Below are 21,428 nucleotides of genomic sequence, written 5' to 3' on the forward strand. Positions count from 1 at the left end.
GCCCGCCTGGCGCTCGCGCAGGCGGTTCGGGCCTAACCGATCAGCTTCAGCAGGCCACCGAACTCGAGCTCCTCGAACTTGGCAGCGACGCGTGGACGGTCCAGCGCCCAACAGCAGCTGTCCAGTGCCAGTGAGAGCGGCACTTCGCAATGAATCCGGGCGAGTTGTCTGGAGAGTTCGAGCATCTCCAGATCGTTTTCGATCTTGGCGCGGACGGTCGCCGGCAGCTCCGCCAGCCGCTCCAGGATGCCGTCGATGCTGCCGTACTCCAGGATTAATTTAAGCGCCGTCTTTTCGCCGATCCCCTTGACGCCGGGATAGTTGTCGCTAGCGTCGCCCATCAATCCTTTGACGTCGATGATCTGCGCCGGTCGCAGACCGCGCTCCTCCATCAGATAGTCCGGCGTATACAGCGCGTAGTTGCCGTGCCCCTTCTTCATGATGGCGACCGTCACGGTATCCGAGACGAGCTGCAGCAGGTCCTGATCCCCCGTGAGCACATACACGTCCGTCGCTTCGCTATGCGTTCTCGCCAGCGTGCCGATACAATCGTCAGCCTCGTATCCAGCCAGTCCGACATTGGGGATGCCGAAGCTGGCGACGACGTCCTTGACCAGCTCAAACTGCGGGATCAGGTCGAGCGGCGCCTCCGGCCGATTGGCCTTGTAAAGGGCAAACTGGTCGCTGCGGAACGTCTTGCTGCCCATATCCCAACAGCAGACGATATGACTGGGCTCGAATCGCTTCACCGCATCCCAGAAGTAACGCACGAAGCCATGTACGGCATTGACCGGCAGTCCGCTGCTCGTCCGACGGATCGCGCCAGTGAAGGATGTAGCAAAGTAGGCACGGAACAAAATCGCCATGCCGTCGACGAGCAGCAGCCGATCACGTCCCGTCCCCCGCTCTGTCAAACCTCCGTCCAGATCCATCTCCATCTGCATTATGCTCTCTCCTCTCCGAGTGATTCGCCGATCAAGCCATGCGCCCGCATGAAATGCCCGATCCGCCTCGCCGCTTCAACGAGCCGTTCCTCCTGCTCCACGATAGCAATCCGCACATACCCTTCGCCTTCCTTGCCGAAGGCATCACCAGGTATGACCGCAACGCCAGCCTGGCGGATCATTTCCCGGGAAATTTGTCGAGAAGACCAACTCGTCCCGTTATCCAGATCTGGAATCCTGGCCCACAGGAACATCGTCGCGCTCGGCAGCTCCACCTGCCAGCCCTCCTCGCGCAGCGCAGCCACGAAGCGATCCCGCCGCCGCTCGTAGAGCGCTCCTGCAGCCGGCTGGCTGCCGCGCGCCATATCGGCCTGCAGCGCGGCGATCGCCGTATGCTGCACCGCATCAAAGACGCCATAATCGATGTTTGCCTTGAGGTCGGCGAGTGCGCCTATCGCCTCGCTGTTGCCTGCGAGGAAACCGATCCGGCAGCCCGCCAGATTAAAGCTCTTGGACAAGGAATGGAACTCGACTGCTACCTCATGAGCTCCGGACACCTGCAGGATGCTAGGCGGCTTCCAGCCGTCAAAAGCCAGCTCCGAATAAGCCAGATCATGGACGACAAGCACGTCATGGCGACGCGCCTTCGCCAACAACTGCTCGAAGAACGGCAGATCTGCCTTGGCCGAGACGGGATTGCCCGGGATATTGACGATCATGTAGCGCGCCGCCTCCCAATGCGAGTCGGGAATTGACGCCAGGTCAGGCAGGAAACGGCTGGACGCTCGCAGCGGATAATAGAGGGGCTCCACACCGGCCAGCGCGGCCCCGGCAGCATAGATCGGATAGCCAGGATCAGGCAACAGCGCCCGGTCACCCGGATTCGTGATCGCCAGCGCCAGATGCGCCAGTCCGTCCTGCGAGCCCATCAAGGTGAGCAGCTCCTGCTCGGGATCGACCGCGATGCCGAAGCGGTGACGCAGCCAACCCGCAGCCTGTCGGCGGAAGACGGCGCTGCCTCTGGAGGAAGGATAGCCATAGCGATCCTCGCGCAGCGCCTGTCGGCTCAGCTCCTGCCGCAGCGGCTCCGCAGGCGGCAGGTCGGGGCTGCCGATCCCGAGATCGATCACATCAACGCCCGCAGCTCTGGCCTCTGTCTTCCAGGCGGCTACCTCGGCGAAGATCGCCGATCCGAGACGATCCAGACGCTGCGACCGCCATTTCGTCGTTGTGCTCACTATCGATCTTCTCCTTTACTGTCTATACTTAAGCGATATGCCGGCAGACAGCCGAGCATTACGGCATCGGCAGCTCCATCGCCTGGATGCTCCAGATCATCGCGATCAGGAACAGCGCCAGCCCGACATACGCCGCACCGTAGCGCCAGCGCGTCGCGCTCGGCACCTCATAATACTGTTCGTTCACTTTTTGCTTGTATTCGACCTTTACCGTCAGCCGCAGCAGCTCGCGATCGTCCTTGATGACGCGCTCGTTGCCGGTCAGCTCGACGCGGGTCACCTCGCTCCCTTGCGGGACCTCCATCTCGCCCTGGAAATTCAACGTCCCCCAGTGAAAGCGGACGATCTGCTCACCGGTCAGTCGGCTGTAGGTTGTATAGGCAAGCGGGCCGCGCTGCTGGTCGCTAAACGCGTACCAGGAAGGCAGCTCCGTCTGGATGCGATGCATATCAACCTCGTACACGCCTTGCAGCTCCCGTGGCTTGCCGGTACCGCGGTACTTGATATACTTCTGGTACAGATCCCAAGCGAACAACGCCCAGATGATGAAGAGCAGCCAGCTCCTCAGATAGATGATCACTGCCGCACCGCCGATCAGACCGACGACCCACAGCCAGCGGCTGACAGCCGTCGAGATCCGCCCGCCGTCGAGCGGATGGATCGGGATCAGGTTGAACAGATTGATCAGGAAGCCGACCTTGGCCAGCACGAGCAGGAACGGGTTGTCCAGCGCATAACCGGCGATATAGACCGCCAATGCGCCGATCGTCCCGACGACCGGGCCGCCCATTGCGATGTACGCTTCGGTCACCGCGTCCTTGGGATGCTTCTTCATCGTGATCAGCGCCCCGATGAACGGGATGAACAGCGGCAGGCTGACCGGCAAGCCCTTGCGCTTGGCGGCGAGGACATGACCGATCTCATGGACGAGGATCAACAGGACCAGCCCCAGCGCGAACCACACGGGGCTGATCAGCGCATAAGCGCCGACAGTGACGGCCATGCTGATGAGCGGGCCGCTGAACTTGCCGAGCACCAGCAGCAGGCTCTTGCCCTTGGACAGCAGGAATAAAGCGGCAGCCCCGAGCAACAGCCATGGGCTGCGCTTCTCCCTCTTCATCTCTTCGCTCACGGTCGATTACACCTGGACGCCGGACCACGTCTGGGCGTAGTCCTCTTCCTTGAAACCTACCGTCGCTTGCTTGCCGTCGGTGACGACGGGCCGCTTCACCAGACGACCATTGGAGGCCAGCAGCGCGATCTGCTCGTCCTCCGTCATCGACGGCAGCTTGTCCTTGAGCTTCAGCTCCTTGTATACCTCACCGGATGTGTTGAACAGCTTGCGCACCGGCAGACCGCTGGCGTGTAGCCAGTCGCGGACGGTCTGCTCGCTAGGACTCTGCTCGAACAGATCGTGCAGCTCCAGCTCGCGTCCCTGCTCCTGGAGCCATTTCAGCGCTTTGCGGCAGGTGCCGCATTTCGGATAATAGTAGACCTTCAATACCTCTTTGCTCATCGCTAACCATTCCTCCTGAATTTCAGCTCATAGTCTCATCGGGATATTCCAGCCGTCTCTCCAGTTGCCGCAGATCCTCCGGAAGCGGGGCGGCGAACGTCATCGGCTCTCCGGTCCACGGGTGCCGGAAGGCGAGCCGCTCCGCATGCAGCGCCTGGCGTCCGAGCTCTGCTCCGAACGCGGCCAAGCGCGCGTCTGCCTCCGTACCAAGGCCTCCGTACATCGGATCGCCGAGCAACGGGCAACCGATATGCTTCATATGCACCCTGATCTGGTGCGTCCTGCCGGTCTCCAGCCGCAGTCGGACGAGCGACGCGCCGGCTGCATACGTGCGGACGGTCTCGTAATGGGTCACTGACGGATAGCCTTGCGGAGTGACGATCCGCACATGGGGCTGCGCCGGATCGCGGTCGATCGGCGCGTCTACCGTGCCGACAGATATCGAGGGCGCGCCCTCGACGAAGGCGCAGTAGCGCTTGTCGATCTCGTCTCGCTGCATTTGCAGCGAGAGCTGCTGATGCACATACGGATTTTTGGCGACGGCGACGACGCCGGACGTATCCTGATCGAGTCGATGCACCGGACGGAATCGGTATCGCTCCCCGCGCTCCAGCCAGTAGTGGACGACGCCGTTGGCCAACGTCCCTGTGTAGTGGCCATGCGTCGGATGGACGATGACGCCGGCAGCTTTGTTAAGGATCAGCAGATGCTCGTCCTCATAGAGGATGTCCAGCGCCATCGGCTCTGGCAGGATGTCGTCCGAGCTCTCCTGCTCCATCGCGCAGGTGACGATGTCTCCGACCTTCACCTTGACTGACGTGTAGACGCGGACGCCGTTAAGCCGGATGCCCTGCTCGGTCAGCTTGAGCCGCGACATCAGCTTGCGCGAGACGCCGAGACGCCGCTCCAGCACGGTGCCGACCTTCATCCCATCATCCTCGGGAGCAACCGTATACGACAGCGGGGGATAATATTGCTCGCTCATCGGCTCTTCCGGAATACCTCGGCGCTGCGCGCATAGACGACGTCGTCCACCTGGAGCAGCGCGTTGGCCGCCCGCGCCGCCGCGAACATATAATCCGAGAGGCGGTTCACATAGGCGAGCACCTCGTCATTGACCGGATGTCCTGCTGCAGCCAGCGTGACGATCCGTCGCTCGGCGCGGCGGCACACGGTCCGGCATACATGCAGCGCCGCTGACGGCTCGCTGCCCCCAGGCAAGATGAATCTCGTAATCTCCGGCGCCTGCGCGACCCATTCGTCAATCCACGCTTCGAGCCGCTGCGCCGGTTCTTTAGTCAGCTTGTACACCGGTTGCTTCTCGTCGGCATAAGCGAGGTCGGAGCCGCAGTCGAACAGCTCCTGCATGATCGTCTCCAATTGCTCGGCCATGACCTGCAGCTCGGGATGTCGGATCGCCAGGGCTGCAGCCTGCCCTACAAAGGCATTCAGCTCGTCGAGCGTTCCGTACGCTTCGACCCGGGCGTCGTCCTTCGCGACCCGGCCGCCGATCAGCGAGGTCTGTCCCTTATCTCCCGTTCGCGTATATAATTTCATCGGGTTTCCCTGCCCTTTCCGTTATGAGGCTTACTATATCTATTGCCCTACTATACCATACAAAAGGCTCCTCTTGCGAGGAGCCGGCACTGCTAGCTGCGACCGCTCTCAGCCTGAGAGCTGACGGCGCTGCTTCATATATTCATTGATCTTCTGATCGAGCTTACGACTGATCTCGATGACGACCTCGGCGTTCAAGGAAGCTTCCTCCCTGTACGTCTGCTCCATCTTGTCGCGCAGCAGGCGGATCTCGTCTTCGAGCTTGCGGATGGGGGGCGTAATGACATAGCTGCCAGCGGCCTGCCGTTCGGCGCCGCTTGCTGACAGTTCGCGTTCTGCATAAGCCATGTCCATCCCTCCGACCAATTTTATTAATATATTGTTAAATTATATCAAATAAAGTCGGTCAACTACAATCCCTTTAGCCTTTTTTCAGATGATGGACAAATTCGCCGATCCGATGGAGCGCCTCAGTCAGCTGTTGCACCGAAGTCGCGTAGGAGCAACGGATGAAGCCTTCGCCGCCCTTGCCGAACACATTGCCCGGCACAGCGGCAACCCGGCCCTCCGTCAACAGCCGCTCGGCGAACGTCTCCGAGTCGAGCCCTGTCGACGCGATCGAAGGGAACGCATAGAAGGCGCCATGCGGCTCATGACAGTCCAGACCGATCTCGCGGAAGCCGTGCACGACGAGCCGCCGACGCTGATTGTACGATTCGACCATCCGGTCCTTCTCCTCCAGCCCGTTGGTGAGCGCCTCCAGCGCCGCGACCTGTCCCATGATCGGCGCGCACATCACCGTATACTGATGGATCTTCAGCATCGCCGAGATGAGATCAGAGTGGCCGCATACATAACCCATGCGCCAGCCGGTCATCGCGAAGGCTTTGGAGAAGCCGCTGACGAGGATCGTCCGGTCCTTCATCCCGGGCAGCGAGGCAAAGCTCACATGGTTGCCGTCGTAGGACAGCTCGGCGTAGATCTCGTCGGAGATGACGATCAGATCATGCTCCTCGACGACCTTGGCGATCGGCAGCCAGTCCTCGTAGTTCATAATCGCGCCAGTCGGGTTGCTCGGATAGCAGAGGACGAGCAGCTTGGACTTTGGCGTAATCGATGCCCGCAGCGCCTCTGCCGTCAGCTTGAAGCTGTCCTTGGCGAACGTCTCGATGCCGACCGCAACCCCGCCGCTGAGCGACGTGATCGGCGAGTACGTGATGTAGCACGGCTCGGGGATGAGGACCTCGTCGCCTGACGAGACCAGCGCCCGCAACGCCAGGTCGATCGCCTCGCTGCCGCCTACCGTCACGAGTATTTCGCCATCCGGGTTGTAGGCTGTATGGAAGCGCTGGTCCAGATATTGGGCGATCGCTTCGCGCAGCTCCATCATGCCGGCATTGGATGTATATTGGGTGCGTCCAGTCTCCAGCGAGTAGACGCAGGCTTCTCTCACATGCCAGGGCGTGACGAAGTCCGGCTCGCCGACGCCGAGCGTAATGACGTCCCGATTGGCGCTGACCAGATCGAAGAATCGCCGGATGCCCGACGGCTTGAGCGCCTGCGCTTGCGGTGACAGATACTCCCGCATCGACGCTCTGCGGGGCTGCAGCTTCGTTTCATTCATTTCTTCATCTTTGATCATAGTTCAGCAACCGCCTTTACGGGGAGATCAACAGACGATGGTCATCTTCATGCTCTTCGTAGATGATGCCATCCTGCTTGTATTTTTTGAGTATAAAAAACGTCTTCGTCGACAAAACCGCGTCGATCGGCGACAGCTTATTGGATACAAAAGACGCTACGTCCTTCAGCGTCGGTCCCTCGATCTCTACCAGTAGATCATAGGCGCCCGACATCAGATAGACGGACTTGACTTCCGGATACAGATAGATGCGCTCGGCGATGCCCTCGAAGCCGCGCCCTCGCTCCGGCGTAATCTGCACCTCGATCAGCGCCGTTACCTTCTCCTCGCTTACCTTGCTCCAGTTGACCACGGTCGCATACTTGACGATGACATGGTCCTTCTCCAGCTCCTCGATCGCCTGCTTGACGTCCGCCTCGGCCGCGTCCAGCATCGTGGCGATCACCGCGGGCGTATGCCGCGCGTCCTGCTTCAGCAGCTCCAGTACCTTGAGCTTCAACTCTTCCATGACCCAATCCCTCCTGCACCCCGTCTGAAATTCATAATGTATATATTACATCTATTCAATCTTGCAAACAAGCATAATAAAAACCGCCTCAAGCGCGACGTCATCTAAGCTAGCCTTATCTTAGTGACCTTGCGCAAGCAGGCGGCTCTCTTGCTACAGATCGGACACGAGCAGCGCCTCGAGCGGCGGCTCGCTGCCGGCCAGACCAACGGCGACAACGGTAGTGACGCTATCCCCGGCGAGCGGGCGCTCCGACAGCGCCAGCACAATCTGCTCGCTGCCCGATACCACCACCTGCAGATCGACGCTGCCCGGCGGTGCGGTGGCATACGCGGTCGACTGTCCGAACCCGACCTTGCCAAACAGCGTCGTGCCGGCTCCAGTGCGGATATCGACCTCTGGAGAATCCGGCGACAGATGGATAAACCGAAGGCGCGCCTGACCCGCAGTAGGCGCCGGATCATCGAGATACGCGTATAGTTGCAGCTCCTCCGGCAGGTCGCTGGCTGCCAGCGTATACGACTGACCGGCTTGCACATTCAAGGTGCGGGCCAGCAGCGGAGCGTCCATCTCTCCGGCTGGATACACTTCGATCAGATAGTGTCCTGCCTGTACATTGAGATAGGGCAGGACATCCTTGTAGCCGACGCTGGACGCCGCCAGCTTCTGATTGAGATAGATATCTACGGGCGATGCGCCCGGCGAAGCATGGATGATCCGCAGTCTGCTGCTCATCGGCTCCATGCGGATCGGCGCGACGCCGGCGCCCCACTGGACTGAAGGTCTGACGCCCTGCCCGTACGGTACGCCTCCCGGGTAATACGAAGCAGCGCCGGGCGGACCTGCGGCCATCGGGTTGTAGCCCGGATAAGCCGGCTCGGCATAAGGACCAACAGAGCCGGCCGTTGCGGGCGTCCGCTGGCGCTGCGGTCCCAGGCCCGGATATTGCAATCCCGGGTAGACCGGTCCGGCATCTGGAGTCGGCCCGCCAGCAGAGAATCCACGATGGTTATAGCCGGTCGTCGCTTGCTCCGGCTGCCATTCGTCCCATACGCCGCCAGCCGCCTCGACTTGCTCCGCCAGCCTGCCCATCCAGTCGCGGTGCATTTGTCCATAGTGTGCGGACTTCTCCGGAGACGTGTACCTGTAGCTATCGCTCAACAAGCCATACAGACTCGCTTTTTCCCAACATTGCCTTATTCGCTCATGGCCGTTCATGTCTTCGACTCCCCTCTTGACAGCTCCCATTCTCATATAAATATGCCGGAAGCAGGTCTCTTTAGAAGCCGCAGACCAAAGTCGCTCGCCGCCGCAGGCGCTGGCGCCCGCCGCACGACAAAGCGGGCTCTCGCGAGCCCGCCCGGGGAATTACATGTAATACGAATTGTGGCCCTGCTGCTGCGGCGCATGATGCTGCGCGGCGGGCTGGGCGTAGCCTGCGGAGTGGGACGTCTGATGCAGGAATTGCGCCGTTTTTTGCTGTGTCTGCTGATTTTGCCGCAGTTGCTTGTCGATCTCTTGACGGAGCGCCGGCGAAGCGGCGCTGTACATGTTGGCTTGCTTCATCGTCTCGTACAGCTGACCTTGCATCTTTAATGTGCTGTTCAGCAGATGGGTGAACAGGTTGCGGATATTGGGGCAGGAAGACTCGGTAGCCGCCGTAGCGTACTCCCGGGTTACCCGCTTCAGGTCGGCGAGGATGGTGTAGGCCATATCCTCTTGCGGCAACAAGCTCTGGTTATACAATGCGATACCCTCCTTAAGTATACAATTTGGGACTGACAGGCCGCGGACTATTGCTGCGGTTGGGTCGGCGCCAGCTGCTGGTGCTGGGCGAGCGCCTGCAGCAGCATGTCGTACTGCTGCTGATGAGTTTGCTGGAGCTGCATGCATTGCTGGCGCAGCGCCTGATTGCTCACGGTGGCCGCGGCGACGGCGCATTGCTTCATGAGCAGATCTTCATTAGACATCGAGTCGACCAGATATTCCAGCTCCTTGGCTGAGATCGGTTGCATCATCGGGTGATTCCCTCCTCTGTGGAAGTTTCAAGCAAAGCCTATCGTAGTATGGGCATCGAGGAGGCATAATATGTATGTCGACCGAACGACAGCGACGTGCGCCTTCGTTCGGTCGGTGTGTCAGGCTAGCGCCGGGTCGTCCGACGCTTCGCGAGCCGTCTGGCGCGGCTGACAGCGGCTTTGCGGCTGTAGGTGTTAGCGGTCTCAGAGCCAACCGTCCGATTGCCCCTGCTGCGGCAAGGATGCGTGAACTCGCCTCCGACGCGATTGCCGCCGGTACGCGTACCTGGCGTGCGGATAGCGCCTTCCCGCTGACCGCAGGAGCGATGGCCCCCGCTCTGGCAGACGGGGCTGACGGCGCGGATCTGATGGATCGCTACCTGCGTCAGCTCGTTGTTGTCGACGAGCAGCAGCTGGTTCGGTCCGACCTCGGAGATGAAGCCTTTGAGCTTCTCCGTCCGGCCGAGGTCGATCTTGACGAACTGCTGTCTCAGCGCGCGCAGCACTTCATGGAAGCTCTGGGCGCGGATAAAGTGGATCTTGCCGACGCTGCGGTGACTGCAGCGCACTTGCGTGATGCTTTTCACCTGTCTAGCATTGATATAGACAATATGCTTGTTATGCGTCTTGAGGACGAGATAGTCCCCGCAGATCGCAATCAGCCGACCGGTCAAGCAGTCGCCTCCGCCGAATCGGACCTCCACCTCGCTGCCGACAAATTGCCCGGGATGTCTGCGCTCCTGCGCGCCGAGCGTTGAACCGCAACACTTGATGTTCATCCTAATCCCTCCAACATGAAGTAATGAGCAGCTTTGCCTCCTCATGCACATTCATCGCCATGCCGCCCGTACGAATCTTGCAGCGCAAGCTGCCGGAACGCCAAGCCCCGTACGAGCTATACTCTATGTATATGTATCCAGATTTGATAGGGAACGGGATGTCCATCCATTTCTAGCAATCTATGCGAATCGCCAAGAGCCAAATGATAGATTAGCGACGACTTAGGCTAATGGTGACCATCGCCCATCCCCTGGAATATGGTATAGCAACAACGCTACACCAGGGAGTTGGTATGCATGTCCAGAGGCGGATTGCCAGCCCGGCGTCTGATGATCGCGACAGATCAGTTGAAGAAGCTTCAGGCGATAGATCCCTGGAGTTTAGAGTCGATCGAGGTGTCGCTGGATACCGGCGAAGGCTGGATCAAAGGCAGGCTGCGTCATCGAGGCGGACATACGAGGAATTATCCGAAGAAATCGTATGAGATTCAGTTGGAGGATGGTACGATTCGGCACTGGAACGCAGAGTATGACGACCCGTCTATGATTCGCAACGCGTTATCGTTCCTCTTTTTCAATCGGATCGGCATACTCGCGCCCAAAACCCGGCATTGCTGGCTGGAGTGGAACGGTCAGCCGATGGGGGTGTATTTGGAGATCGAATCGGTCGATCGCCACTTTTTCCGCAAGCGCAAGCTCGGCTGTCGCTCGATTTTTTATGCAGTCAATGATAATGCGAACTTCGGGCTGAAGGAGCCGGAGAGCGGCAAAAAAAAAGCCTCGTTTTGGGAGGGCTACGAGCTGATGCTCGGCAATCGATCTTCCCAGCAACGGCTGGTCGGTTTTATCCGAGGGTTGCACCGTCTGTCGGGCGGCGCCTTGCGCAAGCATCTGACCGAAAGACTGGATATCCCGAATTATCTCCGTTGGCTGGCCGGGGCGGTCTTGACGGGGAACTATGATGGGTTCGAACAGAACTACACCTTGTACGAGGCAGGCTTGCGAAGCGTCTATCGGATGATGCCGTGGGATTATGAAGGGACGTGGGGGCGCAACTGCTATGGCCGGCCCTGCGAGATCGATCTGGTGCGCATCGAGGGCTACAATAGCCTGACTCGCAAGCTGCTGTCCTTCCCTGCCTATCGCAAGCAATACCAGCAGCTGCTCAGACAGCTGCTGGAGCAGGAATTCACCGAGTCGTCGCTGATGCCGACCGTGGAGGCGCTCCATCACAGCATCGGTACGGCGATCGCGATGGATAGGAGCCGCAAGTGGGACGCAGCGGTATTCGCAGGGGAACCCGCCTTTATCAGAGGGTATATCCGCGATCGCCGCCGCGTCCTGCTGCAACAGCTGACCCAGTGGGAGAGCAGCAAGCCTCAGAAGATGTCCATGCTCAGATAACGCTCGCCCGTATCGGGGGCGATACAGAGGACGCGCTTGCCCGCGCCGAGTCGCTCCGCGAGACGAAGCGCGGTCCAGACCGCCGCTCCCGAGGAGGGGCCCAGCAGGAGCCCTTCCAGGCGGGCCAGCGCTCGCATCGTCGACAACGCATCGTCGTCGGACACCTGGACGATCTCGTCATAGACGGAGGTGTTGAGGATCGCCGGCACGAAGCCGGGGCTGGTGCCGACCAGCTTGTGCGGTCCGGGCTGGCCGCCGGAGAGCACAGGCGAGCCCTGCGGCTCGACGACCGCGATATGCAGTCCGGGGATCGAAGCCCTAAGCGTCTCTCCCGTCCCAGTCACCGTTCCACCTGTTCCCGCCGTCGCCACGAAGGCATCCAGCCGCCCTTCCGTCTGAGCCAGGATTTCCTGCGCCGTCGTCACCCGGTGAATGTCCGGATTGGCGTTGTTCTCGAATTGATTGGGGATATAACTGCCGGGGTTGTCGCGCTGCAGCTCCAGCGCGACACGGATCGCGCCAGGCATCCGTTCGGCTGCTGGCGACAGCTCAACCTCTGCGCCATACGCCTGCAACAGCCGGATGCGCTCTTGGGTCATGTTGTCAGGCATGACGAGGATGAGCCGATAGCCTTTGGCCGCCGCATTCATCGCCAGACCGATACCGGTGTTGCCGCTCGTCGGCTCGATGATGACCGCTCCCGGCTCGATCAGCCCGCGCCGCTCGGCATCCTCGATGAGGGCAAACGCCGCTCTGTCCTTGACGCTGCCGCTCGGATTGAAGCGCTCCAGCTTGACGAGCACCTCCGCCTGGTCGGGGCCCGCCAGACGGTTCAGACGGATCACCGGCGTATCGCCGATGAGCTCGGTAATATTGTGTGCTACACGCATGTTGACGTTCCTCTCCCATTGACTATGTGTGTTATCGACTTCCCGTCGCTTGAGCGGAGCTGGGCCGCAGCAGATAACGGCGGATGAAGATCCAGCCTACGCTCGGCATGATGCCGACCCCGAGCAGCAGCCAGATCAGATCCGACGGCTCGCTCGTGCGGACCGCCACCAGCAGATAAGCAGCCAGTCCGAGCAGTCGGCCGAGCACCAGTCCCGCCTCTCGCAGCACGATGAACTCCTCGCGGCGGCTGGCTGCCTCCGGGGTCGCCCCGATTCGGTCGAACACCGAGGAGGTCATCGGGATCGTATAGAGTGGCAGGAACAGCGCCGTGCCGATGCCGAACAAGAGCAGCGTCGTATACTCCAGTCGCCATAACAGCGGCAGGATTACTAGCGTCAGCATGATCGACCCGAGCAGCATTGCCTGCACGCGATTGCGCATCGTCAGTCTCCGGCCTACCAACAGGAAGGCGATCAACCCGACAAGCGAGGTCCACAGCGAATAGGTGCCAAGCGTCTGCTCATTGCGACTGACCAGATAGACCAGCAGGCCGATCAGGAACATAAATACGCCCTCTCGCACGCCCTGCGCCATCAGCGACAAGAACACCGCTCGCCAGCCTGGATCATCGTCGCGCAGCCTTCGGAAGCCATAGCTCCAGCTGTAGCTGCCGGTGGTCTTGCGCTTCTGGAGCCAGAAGCTGATCGCCGTACAGACGCCGAAGATGATGAGCGAGATCGTAAAGATCAATCGGTATCCCGCACCCCCGGCAAAAGTAACGATGAGCATCCCCGAAATCCAGGGCGCAAAAATCCCTGCCGCCGAGCCAAGCAAGCCTGCCCAACCGTTGAACTTGTCCCGATTGTCCGGCTCCGTAATCTCGAAATAAACGACATTGTAAGCAAGCCAAAAAAATCCTGATGCCAGGCCGCTCAGCGCGCCCAGCAGCATGACATAATGCACTGCCTGCCGATCGAGCAGCAGGATGACGCAATAGAACAAGCCCGAGAGAACGATGCCCAGTCGCAGGCTGTTCATCTTGTTGCGCTCCTTGACCCACTTGCCTGCGACCCAGAAGGTCAGACCCGAGATCGCGTATTGCCACAGTGTGAACCAGCCGACCACCAGGAGCGACTGGCTTGTCTTCCACAGGTAGATGGGCACGAAAGTCCCGGACAATGCCGTGGCCGCAGCGTACAAGCCTTGAACGGCCAACAAAAGGATCGACTGCATGTCCAGGACGCCCGCCTGTCTGCCCGACGGACGAGGATCGTCCCGGTCTGCCCACTCGGCGCGATGCCTGGTGCTTCGGATCCAGTCCAGCAGTCTGGCAGACATGCTCGTCTTGCCTTGCTCCATCTAAGCATACCCTCCTCTCTGCAGTACCTTAGCTAAGGTACCCCAAAGCAGAGCGGGTCATGCCGTTACTCTCGCTCTAACGCCTCGCTGAGCGAGCGGATCATCCGTTCGCGATCCTTCATCGCGATCCGGTGCTGCACCTGAAAACAGGTCGGGCATACATATTCCACTGCCACATAGGGACGGGCCAGCAGCGGCTGCTCCGTACCTGGCAGCTTCGCCGGCTCATACCCTGGCGCATCGCCGACGGTCTGGCGCCCCGTCTCCAGCATGTATTCCCGGCACGAAGGACACTCCGGCACTTCCTCCTGGTGATCCATGAGCCGCTCAACTGAAGCCTGATAAGCGAGCAGCGTGCGATTGGTCTGGCGGAAGCCCGTCGTCTCCGACTCTCGTGCCTGCTCGGTCTCGGACGCCTCCTCCTCCGTCATATCAGGCAACAGCTCGTCCTCCAGCGACAGCTCGTCGTCGGCCGCTTCATCTGGGCCGAGCTGGATCGTGCGATAGCCCTTCAGCTCATTTTCACAATGCGGACAAAAGTCTTCCGGACCCAAATCCTCATCCCATATGATCTCGGTGTGGCACCATGGACATACGACCGTTTCTTCCACTGTTACAGCCTCCTCTAAGCTAGATACATGACGCCAAGCGCGATGAAGACCAGCGCTGCGCACAGCAAGATGCCCCACAAATATTTCATCTCGCGACAACTCCTCCTTATTGCATACCGGACGTAAGCACCGTCGCTCCGATAATGTAAGAGAGCGAGACCGAGATTAGCATGGCGATCAAGCCGACCGCGCGATTGTCTTTTTTGATCTCGTCATCGATGCGGAATACCGGTGTCAAAAACTCAAACAAAAAATACCCGGCCAACAAAATCGCAAAGCCAAAGCCCGCCCAGATCATGCTCTGATACACCGTTTCATTGGCCTCGATGGAAAAGCGAAAGATATTGCATATGCCAAAAATTTTGCCCCCGGTGGCCATCGCCACCGCGAGATTGCCTTTCCTGATCTCATCCCAGCAGTTATAGCGGGTGACGATTTCAAAGAGGAACAGACAGACGATCAACGCGACGACCGCCACCGACACATCGGCCAAGGAAGCAATATACGGATTATCGAGCAACCAGTCCACCTCCTCCAACAAGCGTCTTCACCTCCTATTTAAGCTCCGCAACGGTAACGCCGTTGCCCCCTTCGCCGTAATTGCCGAGCCGATAGGCCTTGACATGCCTATGCTTGCGCAAATAATCCGAAATGCCGCTGCGCAGCACGCCCGTCCCTTTGCCGTGAATGATGTAGATCTGCCCCATATTGGAGAGAAAGGCTTCGTCCAGGAACCGATCTACCTCGATCAGCGCTTCGTCGAGATTGGCCCCCCGCAGATCCAGCTCGGAACGCACCTGGTCGTCGCGCGTCCGCTTCAGGCTGGCCGCCTGCTGCGGCTGCTTCGTCTGGGCCGGCTTGCGGTGCACTAGCTCCAGATCGTCCAGCGCCACCTTCATTTTCATAATGCCAAGCTGCACGGTCGCTTCCTTGCCGCTGATTTCCACGACATGCCCCTTCTGATTGAGGCTGTGGACGACTACTTCGTCGCCGGCCCCGATTTTTTGCGGCGTTGGCGCGCCTGCAGGGCGCTTGGTCTGCTGCTTTTGCGGCGCCGCCTCGGAGAGCTTGCGCTTGGCTTCGATGAGCTTGTGCTCCTTCACCGACGCGCCTTCCTCGAGTGCCAGCTTGCGCAGATCGGCGATGATCTCCTCGGCTTCGCGCGTCGCCTTAAATACCGCTTGTCGACCTTCCTCCTGCGCTTTCTCCAACAGCTTTTCGCGTTGCTCCTCGAATCGCCGTTGCTGCTCCTGCAGCTTTTGCTGCTGGGCTTCGACCTCGCGGCGCAGCTCCTCGGCTTGCTTGCGGTCGCGCTCGGCCTGGAGTCGGTCCGCCTCCAGCGAGGCGATCATATGCTCCACGCGCATATCCTCATCGCTTACCTCGCCGCGCGCATGATCGATGATCTCCTTTGCCAGACCAAGCCGCTCGGCGATCGCAAAGGCGTTGCTCCGCCCCGGTACGCCTACGAGCAAGCGATAGGTCGGGCTGAGCGTCTGCACATCAAACTCCATGCTCGCATTGATGACGCCCGCGCGGTTGTAGGCATACGCCTTCAGCTCGCTATAGTGCGTAGTCGCGACCATCCGGCAGCCGGTGCGGTGGATATGCTCCAGCATCGCGACCGCAAGCGCCGAGCCTTCCGCCGGGTCAGTGCCCGCTCCGAGCTCGTCGAGCAGTACAAGCGACTTGGGCGTCATTGACGTCAGGATGCGGATGATGTTGGTCAGATGACTAGAGAATGTACTAAGATTCTGCTCGATGCTCTGCTCATCGCCGATGTCGGCGTAGATCGCATCGAAGACGCACAGCTGGCTGCCGTCCTCGGCAGGCACGAACAGTCCGGACATCGCCATCAGACTGAGCAGACCGATCGTCTTCAGCGACACCGTCTTGCCCCCGGTATTGGGTCCCGTTACGATAACCGTCGTAAAGTTATTGCCCAGCTCAATATCGAGCGGCACGACACTGTCCGGCGAGAGCAGCGGATGGCGGCCGCGCTTGATCTTGAGGAAACCCCGGTCGTTCATACGCGGCAGCGAGCCGCGCAGCTCATGGGCGAATCGCGCCTTAGCGAAGGCAAAGTCGAGCTGGCCGAGCAGATCGAGATCGACGATCAGCTCTTGCTCGTACTCGGCTACGCGCCCGGTCAGACGATGGAGGATTTTCTCGATCTCCCGCTGCTCTCCGACCTTCAACTCGCGCAGCTTGTTGTTCATGACGACGATCGTCTCCGGCTCGATGAACAACGTCGCCCCCGAGCCGGACTGGTCATGGACGATACCGCCAAAGTGAGAGCGGTACTCCTGCTTGACCGGGATAACATACCGGTCGTTGCGCTGCGTGATGATCGCGTCCTGGAGCATCTTCTGGACAGAGGACGAACGCAGCATCTGCTCGAGCTTCTCGCGAACCCTGCCCTCGCCTTGGCGCAGCTCGCGGCGGATCGACGCCAGCTCCGTACTGGCGCTGTCCATCACCTCCGCCTGCTCGTTGATGCAGGCGCTGATCTCGTCTTCGAGCTGCCTGGCATCGGAGAGCTGACCGGCCAGCGTCGCCAGCAGCGGGATCGGATCATCTTCATGCAACTGCTCGACGTGTCGCTTCAGCCGACGGGCTCCCCTGATCGTCGTCGCAATATCCAGTAGCTCGGCGCTGTTCAGCATCCCGCCGATGCGGGCGCGATGGAGCGATGCAGCGATATCGACGATGCCGCCCATCGGCGCATGTCCCTTGAGACGGTCGGCTTTGTAGGCTTCATCCGTCGCTTGCAGACGCTGCTTGACCTCCTCGAGCTCCGTTGCCGGCAGGAGAGCCTCGACCCGATTTTGCCCAAGCGTTGTGGCCGCATGCTGCCACAATCTATGTTTAATTTTGGGATATTCCAGTGTAGTCAATATTTTGTTGTCCAACCCCGATACAACCCCTTTCCGTTATCTATTATAGCCGAAGCGCCTCCGCGACGCCATGATCGGAAGCCGTGCTTTATTCGCTGTCCATGCGGCCCGCGCATTGTTCTCCCACGTTTGGGGAATCCTGAGGAGGCAATCGCCACACACTACTATTAAGGAGGACTGACACCTATGCGTTTTCTCGGACATGTGATCCGCTTTATTGTCGCTGCCCTCGTCCTTATGGTCGTCGGCTGGATCGTCCCCGGCTTCTCCATCGGCGGATTCTGGAGCGCTTTACTGCTCGCGTTGGTCATCGCCGCGCTTGGCTGGATCATAGAGGGCATCTTCGGCAAACGCGTCAATCCGTTTGGCCGCGGCATCGTCGGCTTTTTGATCAGCGCGCTGGTCATCTGGATCGCTCAGTTTGTCGTCGGCAACTTCTCGGTCACGATCCTCGGCGCCATCCTGGCTGCCTTGCTGATCGGGATCATCGACCTGTTCATCCCGGTATCAACCCCTTATGATGCCGGCCGCAGCAACCGCAGCTAGCTAGTTTGATTGCTCTTCCAGAAACGGCTGCCTCCACTCGCATGGAGGCGCTGCCCGTTTCATCCGATCTTCTTGCGAGCCCTGCCTCTGCACTTCTACGAAGGAGCAGGGGCTAAGTCGCGAATTGTTCAAATTTATACCGCTTTGAGTGCCGCTCAAGTCGTTTTGAAGCGGCATTTGCTGTTCCGTTCATGATTTGTTCATCGTACCTTCATCAATTTGACATGGTCTTCATCAAATTGACACTGTTTTGCCCCAGGCTCTCCGTTATAATTAGGAGTGTCAGTATCATGTGCCTGGAGGGGAACAATTCCATGAAAAAGCAAATTTCAGTCGCGATGACTGCACTGGCTCTGGCGATCATGCTGGCAGCTTGCGGCGGCAACGACAGCGGTGCCAACAAAACGCCGGCCAATACGCCAGCCAATACAGAGAGCAGTGCTGGCGCAGACAACGCAGCAACTGGACAGCAATTGACTATCGAAGCGACCAACTTCGAATTCGACAAGGACGAATATATCGTCAAGCAAGGTGAGCCGGTCACCATCACGTTGAAAAGCGTCAAAGGCAACCACGGCATCTCCATCAACAATACAGACATTAACCTCAAGCGCAACGAATCGGTAGAATACACCTTCGACGCGCCGGGCGAATACCAAATCGTCTGCAACATCCCTTGCGGCAACGGCCACGCCAAAATGGTCAGCAAGGTTGTCGTTCAGTAACATTTATATCATGCCCGCCTGCCAAGTTTGTTGGGCTCACAGTCCGTCCCCTTGGGGCGGGCTTTTTTGTTTGGAATGGCACCTTGATGGCAGGCCAGGTGGTTGGACCGGACTGGGTGGGTTGGCCGGGTATTGGCGGCCGGTTAAGTAGCCCGACCAAAAACTGTGCCTGGCGATCACGAATACGGGAAGTCCTCGCTGGTGCTCCAGTGCACCTTTGTTCCTCTATTTGCCTCTGGGGCGCGGTTTCGCTTGCTCCAATGCACCTTTATTCCTCTACTCGATCTGAGACAACTTTCGGTGGAAGCAGCCCTATGTAGTTATAGTTAGTAGAGGCATTGGGCTCATGGATCGCACAGAGCACCGCTGTAACTATAGTTTGTTGAGTTATCTGGCTCGCGGATCGCACAGAGCGCCGCTGTAGCTATAGTTTGTAGAGTTGTTTGGCTCGCGGACCGTCCAGAGCGCCGCTGTAGCTATAGTTTGTAGAGTTGTTTGGCTCGCGCACCGTCCAGAGTGCCGCTGTAACTATAGTTTGTAGAGCTGTTAGGCTCGCAAGCCGCAAAGGTAGCCGGGTAGCCGATATGCATCCGGGGCGCGCAGTTAGACTGCGCGCCCCGGATGTTGAATACTATTCATGCGCAGAGGCTCAGCTCTGCTCGATTAGTTCGATCCATTCGTTATACTCGGTCTGGAGCTTGTTGTATTCGGTCCGCAGCTTCATATGCTGCTCCCGCAGCTGGTGGAAATCGTCCTGGATCGAGGTAGCGGTCAACTCTGCGGTTTTCATCACCTCAAGCGTCTCGCTAATACGAAGCAACTCGTCCCGCGCCTCCTCTACCTGTTGGTAGAGCATACGCTTCTCCTCCTGCAGCTCGAGCTCCTGCTCTCGCCATTCGCTCTCCGCTTGGCGATAACGCTCTGCTGCCTGCTCCGCCTCGGCATCTCGCGCACGCAGCTCTTCCAGCTCGGATGTGAGCGATGCGATGCGATCCTCGCTGCCTCCAGATGCGGCACGTGCTTCTTGCAGCTGCATCAGGAGCTGCGACGAAGCCCGCTCTTGCTCCTCCAGCTGCGCACGCAGCTCGGACAACTGCTGACGCTCTCCCTCCAGTTGCTCTCGCAGCGCTACCCGTTCAGCCTCGTAACGCTCCAGCTCGGATTGCAATGTTGCCGCCCGCTGCTGTCCAGCCTCCGCGGCTTCTAACGCCCCAGCCTGCTGAGTCTGCGCATCGGCAAGACGCTCTCGCAGCTGTGCCAGCTCAACGGCCAGCTCGCGCTCGCGGTCCAGCCGGTCTTGCTCCTGCTGCTCATACATCGCCAGCAGCTCTCTTTGCTCCTGCAGCTCGCCATCACGGCCTTGCAACGTTTCCAGCAGTTGCTCCCGCTCTTCTGCTGCCGCTTGAGCGATTCGTCTCGCTTCCAGCACGGACAATTGGCTCTGCGTAAGTTGTTCGCGCAGTTCGGCCAACTGTTGCTCGGCGGCGGCAGCTGCTTCCAGCTGCTGACGAATATCCGTGAGCTCGGCTTGATAGGCGGCGGCAGCTTGGTCTCGGGCTGCCAGCAGCTCCTCCGCAGCTATCGTCCGACGCTCGGCGTCCTCGCGTTGGCCGCGCGCTTGCTCCAGTTGGACCGCCAGCTCCGCCTGACGAGCTGCCTGCTCCTGCTCCGACTGCTCATAGGCGGCGAGCAATTCATTCAGTTCTGAACTCTCTTGCTCGCGCTCTGCTATACGTTGGCCAAGCTTCTCCAGCTTATGCTGGCTCTCTACCAGTTGCTCCTGCAGGGTGGATGCAGTGCGCTCGCTATTTTCTCCCCGCTCCAGCGCTTCTTCCAGACGGGCTTTCTCTGCCGCGAGCTCGGCGCGCAGCTCTTCCGTCAAGCGCTCACGTTCGGACAGCTCGACTCGCAGATCCTCTGCCGTCCGCTCGCGCTCGGCCAGTTCGCCGAACAGTTCCTCTGCCGTGCGCTCACGCTCGGCCAGCTCGCTGCGCAGTTCCTCTGCCGTCCGCTCGCGCTCGGTCAGTTCGCCGAGCAGTTCCTCTGCCGTGCGCTCACGCTCGGCCAGCTCGCTGCGCAGATCCTCTGCCGTCCGCTCGCGCTCGGTCAGTTCGCCGCGCAGCGTCTGCAGCGCTTGCTCGCTTTGCTCCAGCGAGGCTTGCAAGCCTGCCGCTGCGTTGCGGCTCGTCTCCAGCGAGGCTCGAAGCTGCTGCTCGCCCGATCGCAGCTCCGATAGCTCATGCAGAGCTGCCGCCGCTCTCGACGACTCCTCGGTGGCACGTTGTTGCAGCTCTTCCGCCATCCGTTCCCACTCGGATAGCTCACTGCGCAACTCTTCCACAGTGCGCTCGCGCTCGGTCAGCTCACTGCGTAACTCCTCCGCCGTGCGCTCGTGCTCGGCGAGCTCGCTATGCAACGTCTGCAGCGCTTGCTCGCTCTGCTCCAACGAGGCTCGCAGGCTGGCCGACGCTGTACCACTGGCCTCCAACTCCTCGCGCAGCTGCTGCTCGACGACTCGCAGCTCTGACAGTTCCCCGCGCAGCTCTTCCGCCAAGCGCTCTCGTTCAGACAACTGGCTCCGCAGCGTTTGCTCGCTCTGCTCCAGCGACGCTTGCAATTCCACTGCTGCACTACGGCTCGCTTCGAGCTCCTCTTGCTGCAATTGCTCAATGATCCGCAGCTCTTCCAACTCGTGCTGCGCCGCTTCGACACGCAACATCTCATCAGCTACCCGCCGTTGCAGTTCCTCTGCCGCGCGCTCTCGCTCCGACAGTTCGCCGCGCAGCGTCTGCA

21 protein-coding genes and 1 pseudogene are annotated in these 21,428 nt (G+C 59.9%); 3 read left to right on the forward strand and 19 right to left on the reverse strand.

All coding sequences use genetic code 11. From position 1 onward, the window contains the following. Window positions 1-32: 32 nt before the first annotated feature. The 13 genes from PA598K_RS15230 to PA598K_RS15290 all read right to left on the reverse strand — a co-directional run bounded on the left by PA598K_RS15230 (window position 33) and on the right by PA598K_RS15290 (window position 10,202). A complete protein-coding gene (locus tag PA598K_RS15230; protein WP_128657788.1) occupies window positions 33-944 on the reverse strand; it encodes a 5'-3' exonuclease in 912 nt (303 codons plus the stop codon). Next, a complete protein-coding gene (locus PA598K_RS15235) occupies window positions 944-2,182 on the reverse strand; it encodes an aminotransferase class I/II-fold pyridoxal phosphate-dependent enzyme (RefSeq protein WP_128657789.1) in 1,239 nt (412 codons plus the stop codon). The genes PA598K_RS15230 and PA598K_RS15235 overlap by 1 nt, the downstream gene beginning before the upstream one ends. 58 nt (window positions 2,183-2,240) lie before the next feature. After that, window positions 2,241-3,302: a site-2 protease family protein gene (locus tag PA598K_RS15240; protein WP_128657806.1), complete on the reverse strand. Its 1,062-nt coding sequence runs from the start codon at window positions 3,300-3,302 to the stop codon at window positions 2,241-2,243. Window positions 3,303-3,320: 18 nt separating this feature from the next. Continuing rightward, the gene (locus PA598K_RS15245; protein WP_128657790.1) at window positions 3,321-3,698 is read right to left on the reverse strand and encodes an arsenate reductase family protein; all 378 of its coding nucleotides are present in this window, start codon (window positions 3,696-3,698) and stop codon (window positions 3,321-3,323) included. Window positions 3,699-3,720: 22 nt separating this feature from the next. Further along, on the reverse strand, window positions 3,721-4,683 hold the full coding sequence (locus tag PA598K_RS15250) for an RluA family pseudouridine synthase (protein WP_128657791.1): 963 nt from the start codon (window positions 4,681-4,683) through the stop codon (window positions 3,721-3,723). Next, window positions 4,680-5,255, reverse strand: a complete 576-nt coding sequence (locus PA598K_RS15255; protein WP_128657792.1) for a cob(I)yrinic acid a,c-diamide adenosyltransferase — start codon at window positions 5,253-5,255, stop codon at window positions 4,680-4,682. Before PA598K_RS15255 ends, PA598K_RS15250 begins: the two co-directional genes overlap by 4 nt. Before the next feature lie 108 nt (window positions 5,256-5,363). Further along, complete coding sequence (locus PA598K_RS15260) at window positions 5,364-5,603, reverse strand: aspartyl-phosphate phosphatase Spo0E family protein (RefSeq protein WP_128657793.1); 240 nt, start codon at window positions 5,601-5,603, stop codon at window positions 5,364-5,366. A 73-nt stretch (window positions 5,604-5,676) separates the two neighbouring features. Further along, window positions 5,677-6,897, reverse strand: a complete 1,221-nt coding sequence (locus tag PA598K_RS15265) for an aminotransferase class I/II-fold pyridoxal phosphate-dependent enzyme (protein WP_128657794.1) — start codon at window positions 6,895-6,897, stop codon at window positions 5,677-5,679. Window positions 6,898-6,913: 16 nt separating this feature from the next. Then, window positions 6,914-7,405 carry an Lrp/AsnC family transcriptional regulator gene (locus PA598K_RS15270; protein WP_128657795.1) on the reverse strand — a complete coding sequence of 164 codons (492 nt, stop codon included), beginning with the start codon at window positions 7,403-7,405 and terminating at the stop codon, window positions 6,914-6,916. 153 nt (window positions 7,406-7,558) lie between these two features. Continuing rightward, window positions 7,559-8,623 carry a DUF4397 domain-containing protein gene (locus PA598K_RS15275; RefSeq protein WP_185601998.1) on the reverse strand — a complete coding sequence of 355 codons (1,065 nt, stop codon included), beginning with the start codon at window positions 8,621-8,623 and terminating at the stop codon, window positions 7,559-7,561. Between the two features lie 150 nt (window positions 8,624-8,773). Next, complete coding sequence (locus PA598K_RS15280) at window positions 8,774-9,157, reverse strand: spore coat protein (protein ID WP_260405426.1); 384 nt, start codon at window positions 9,155-9,157, stop codon at window positions 8,774-8,776. A gap of 41 nt (window positions 9,158-9,198) precedes the next feature. Next, window positions 9,199-9,423 carry a hypothetical protein gene (locus PA598K_RS15285; RefSeq protein ID WP_185601999.1) on the reverse strand — a complete coding sequence of 75 codons (225 nt, stop codon included), beginning with the start codon at window positions 9,421-9,423 and terminating at the stop codon, window positions 9,199-9,201. 125 nt (window positions 9,424-9,548) lie between these two features. After that, window positions 9,549-10,202 (reverse strand): hypothetical protein, encoded by a 654-nt coding sequence (locus tag PA598K_RS15290; RefSeq protein ID WP_128657797.1) that lies wholly within the window; start codon window positions 10,200-10,202, stop codon window positions 9,549-9,551. Window positions 10,203-10,499: 297 nt separating this feature from the next. On the opposite strand from PA598K_RS15290, the gene PA598K_RS15295 reads away from it, so the two are divergent. After that, window positions 10,500-11,606 (forward strand): CotH kinase family protein, encoded by a 1,107-nt coding sequence (locus PA598K_RS15295; protein WP_260405424.1) that lies wholly within the window; start codon window positions 10,500-10,502, stop codon window positions 11,604-11,606. Here the strand turns inward: PA598K_RS15295 and cysK are convergent. From cysK to PA598K_RS15320, 5 genes are all read right to left on the reverse strand, one after another. Beyond that, window positions 11,582-12,496 (reverse strand): cysteine synthase A, encoded by a 915-nt coding sequence (gene cysK, locus PA598K_RS15300; protein WP_128657798.1) that lies wholly within the window; start codon window positions 12,494-12,496, stop codon window positions 11,582-11,584. The genes PA598K_RS15295 and cysK overlap by 25 nt on opposite strands. 31 nt (window positions 12,497-12,527) lie before the next feature. Next, window positions 12,528-13,856 (reverse strand): MFS transporter, encoded by a 1,329-nt coding sequence (locus PA598K_RS15305; protein ID WP_128657799.1) that lies wholly within the window; start codon window positions 13,854-13,856, stop codon window positions 12,528-12,530. 65 nt (window positions 13,857-13,921) lie between these two features. Further along, window positions 13,922-14,467 (reverse strand): hypothetical protein, encoded by a 546-nt coding sequence (locus PA598K_RS15310; protein ID WP_128657800.1) that lies wholly within the window; start codon window positions 14,465-14,467, stop codon window positions 13,922-13,924. 106 nt (window positions 14,468-14,573) lie between these two features. After that, complete coding sequence (locus PA598K_RS15315; protein WP_128657801.1) at window positions 14,574-15,008, reverse strand: DUF350 domain-containing protein; 435 nt, start codon at window positions 15,006-15,008, stop codon at window positions 14,574-14,576. A 13-nt stretch (window positions 15,009-15,021) separates the two neighbouring features. Further along, a complete protein-coding gene (locus PA598K_RS15320; protein WP_128657802.1) occupies window positions 15,022-17,379 on the reverse strand; it encodes an endonuclease MutS2 in 2,358 nt (785 codons plus the stop codon). 171 nt (window positions 17,380-17,550) lie between these two features. Here PA598K_RS15320 and PA598K_RS15325 point away from each other — a divergent pair, with 171 nt between their 5' ends. Together PA598K_RS15325 and PA598K_RS15330 are read left to right on the forward strand one after the other, a co-directional pair. Continuing rightward, on the forward strand, window positions 17,551-17,910 hold the full coding sequence (locus PA598K_RS15325; protein ID WP_128657803.1) for a phage holin family protein: 360 nt from the start codon (window positions 17,551-17,553) through the stop codon (window positions 17,908-17,910). 314 nt (window positions 17,911-18,224) lie between these two features. After that, window positions 18,225-18,635, forward strand: coding sequence for a cupredoxin domain-containing protein (locus PA598K_RS15330; RefSeq protein WP_128657804.1), 411 nt, complete (start codon window positions 18,225-18,227; stop codon window positions 18,633-18,635). Between the two features lie 649 nt (window positions 18,636-19,284). Here PA598K_RS15330 and PA598K_RS36220 read toward each other — a convergent pair. Then, a pseudogene (locus PA598K_RS36220) lies at window positions 19,285-21,428 on the reverse strand (hypothetical protein); the annotation flags it as partial.

It is taken from the genome of Paenibacillus sp. 598K, from assembly GCF_003851045.1.
In the GTDB taxonomy this organism is placed as follows: domain Bacteria; phylum Bacillota; class Bacilli; order Paenibacillales; family Paenibacillaceae; genus Paenibacillus_D.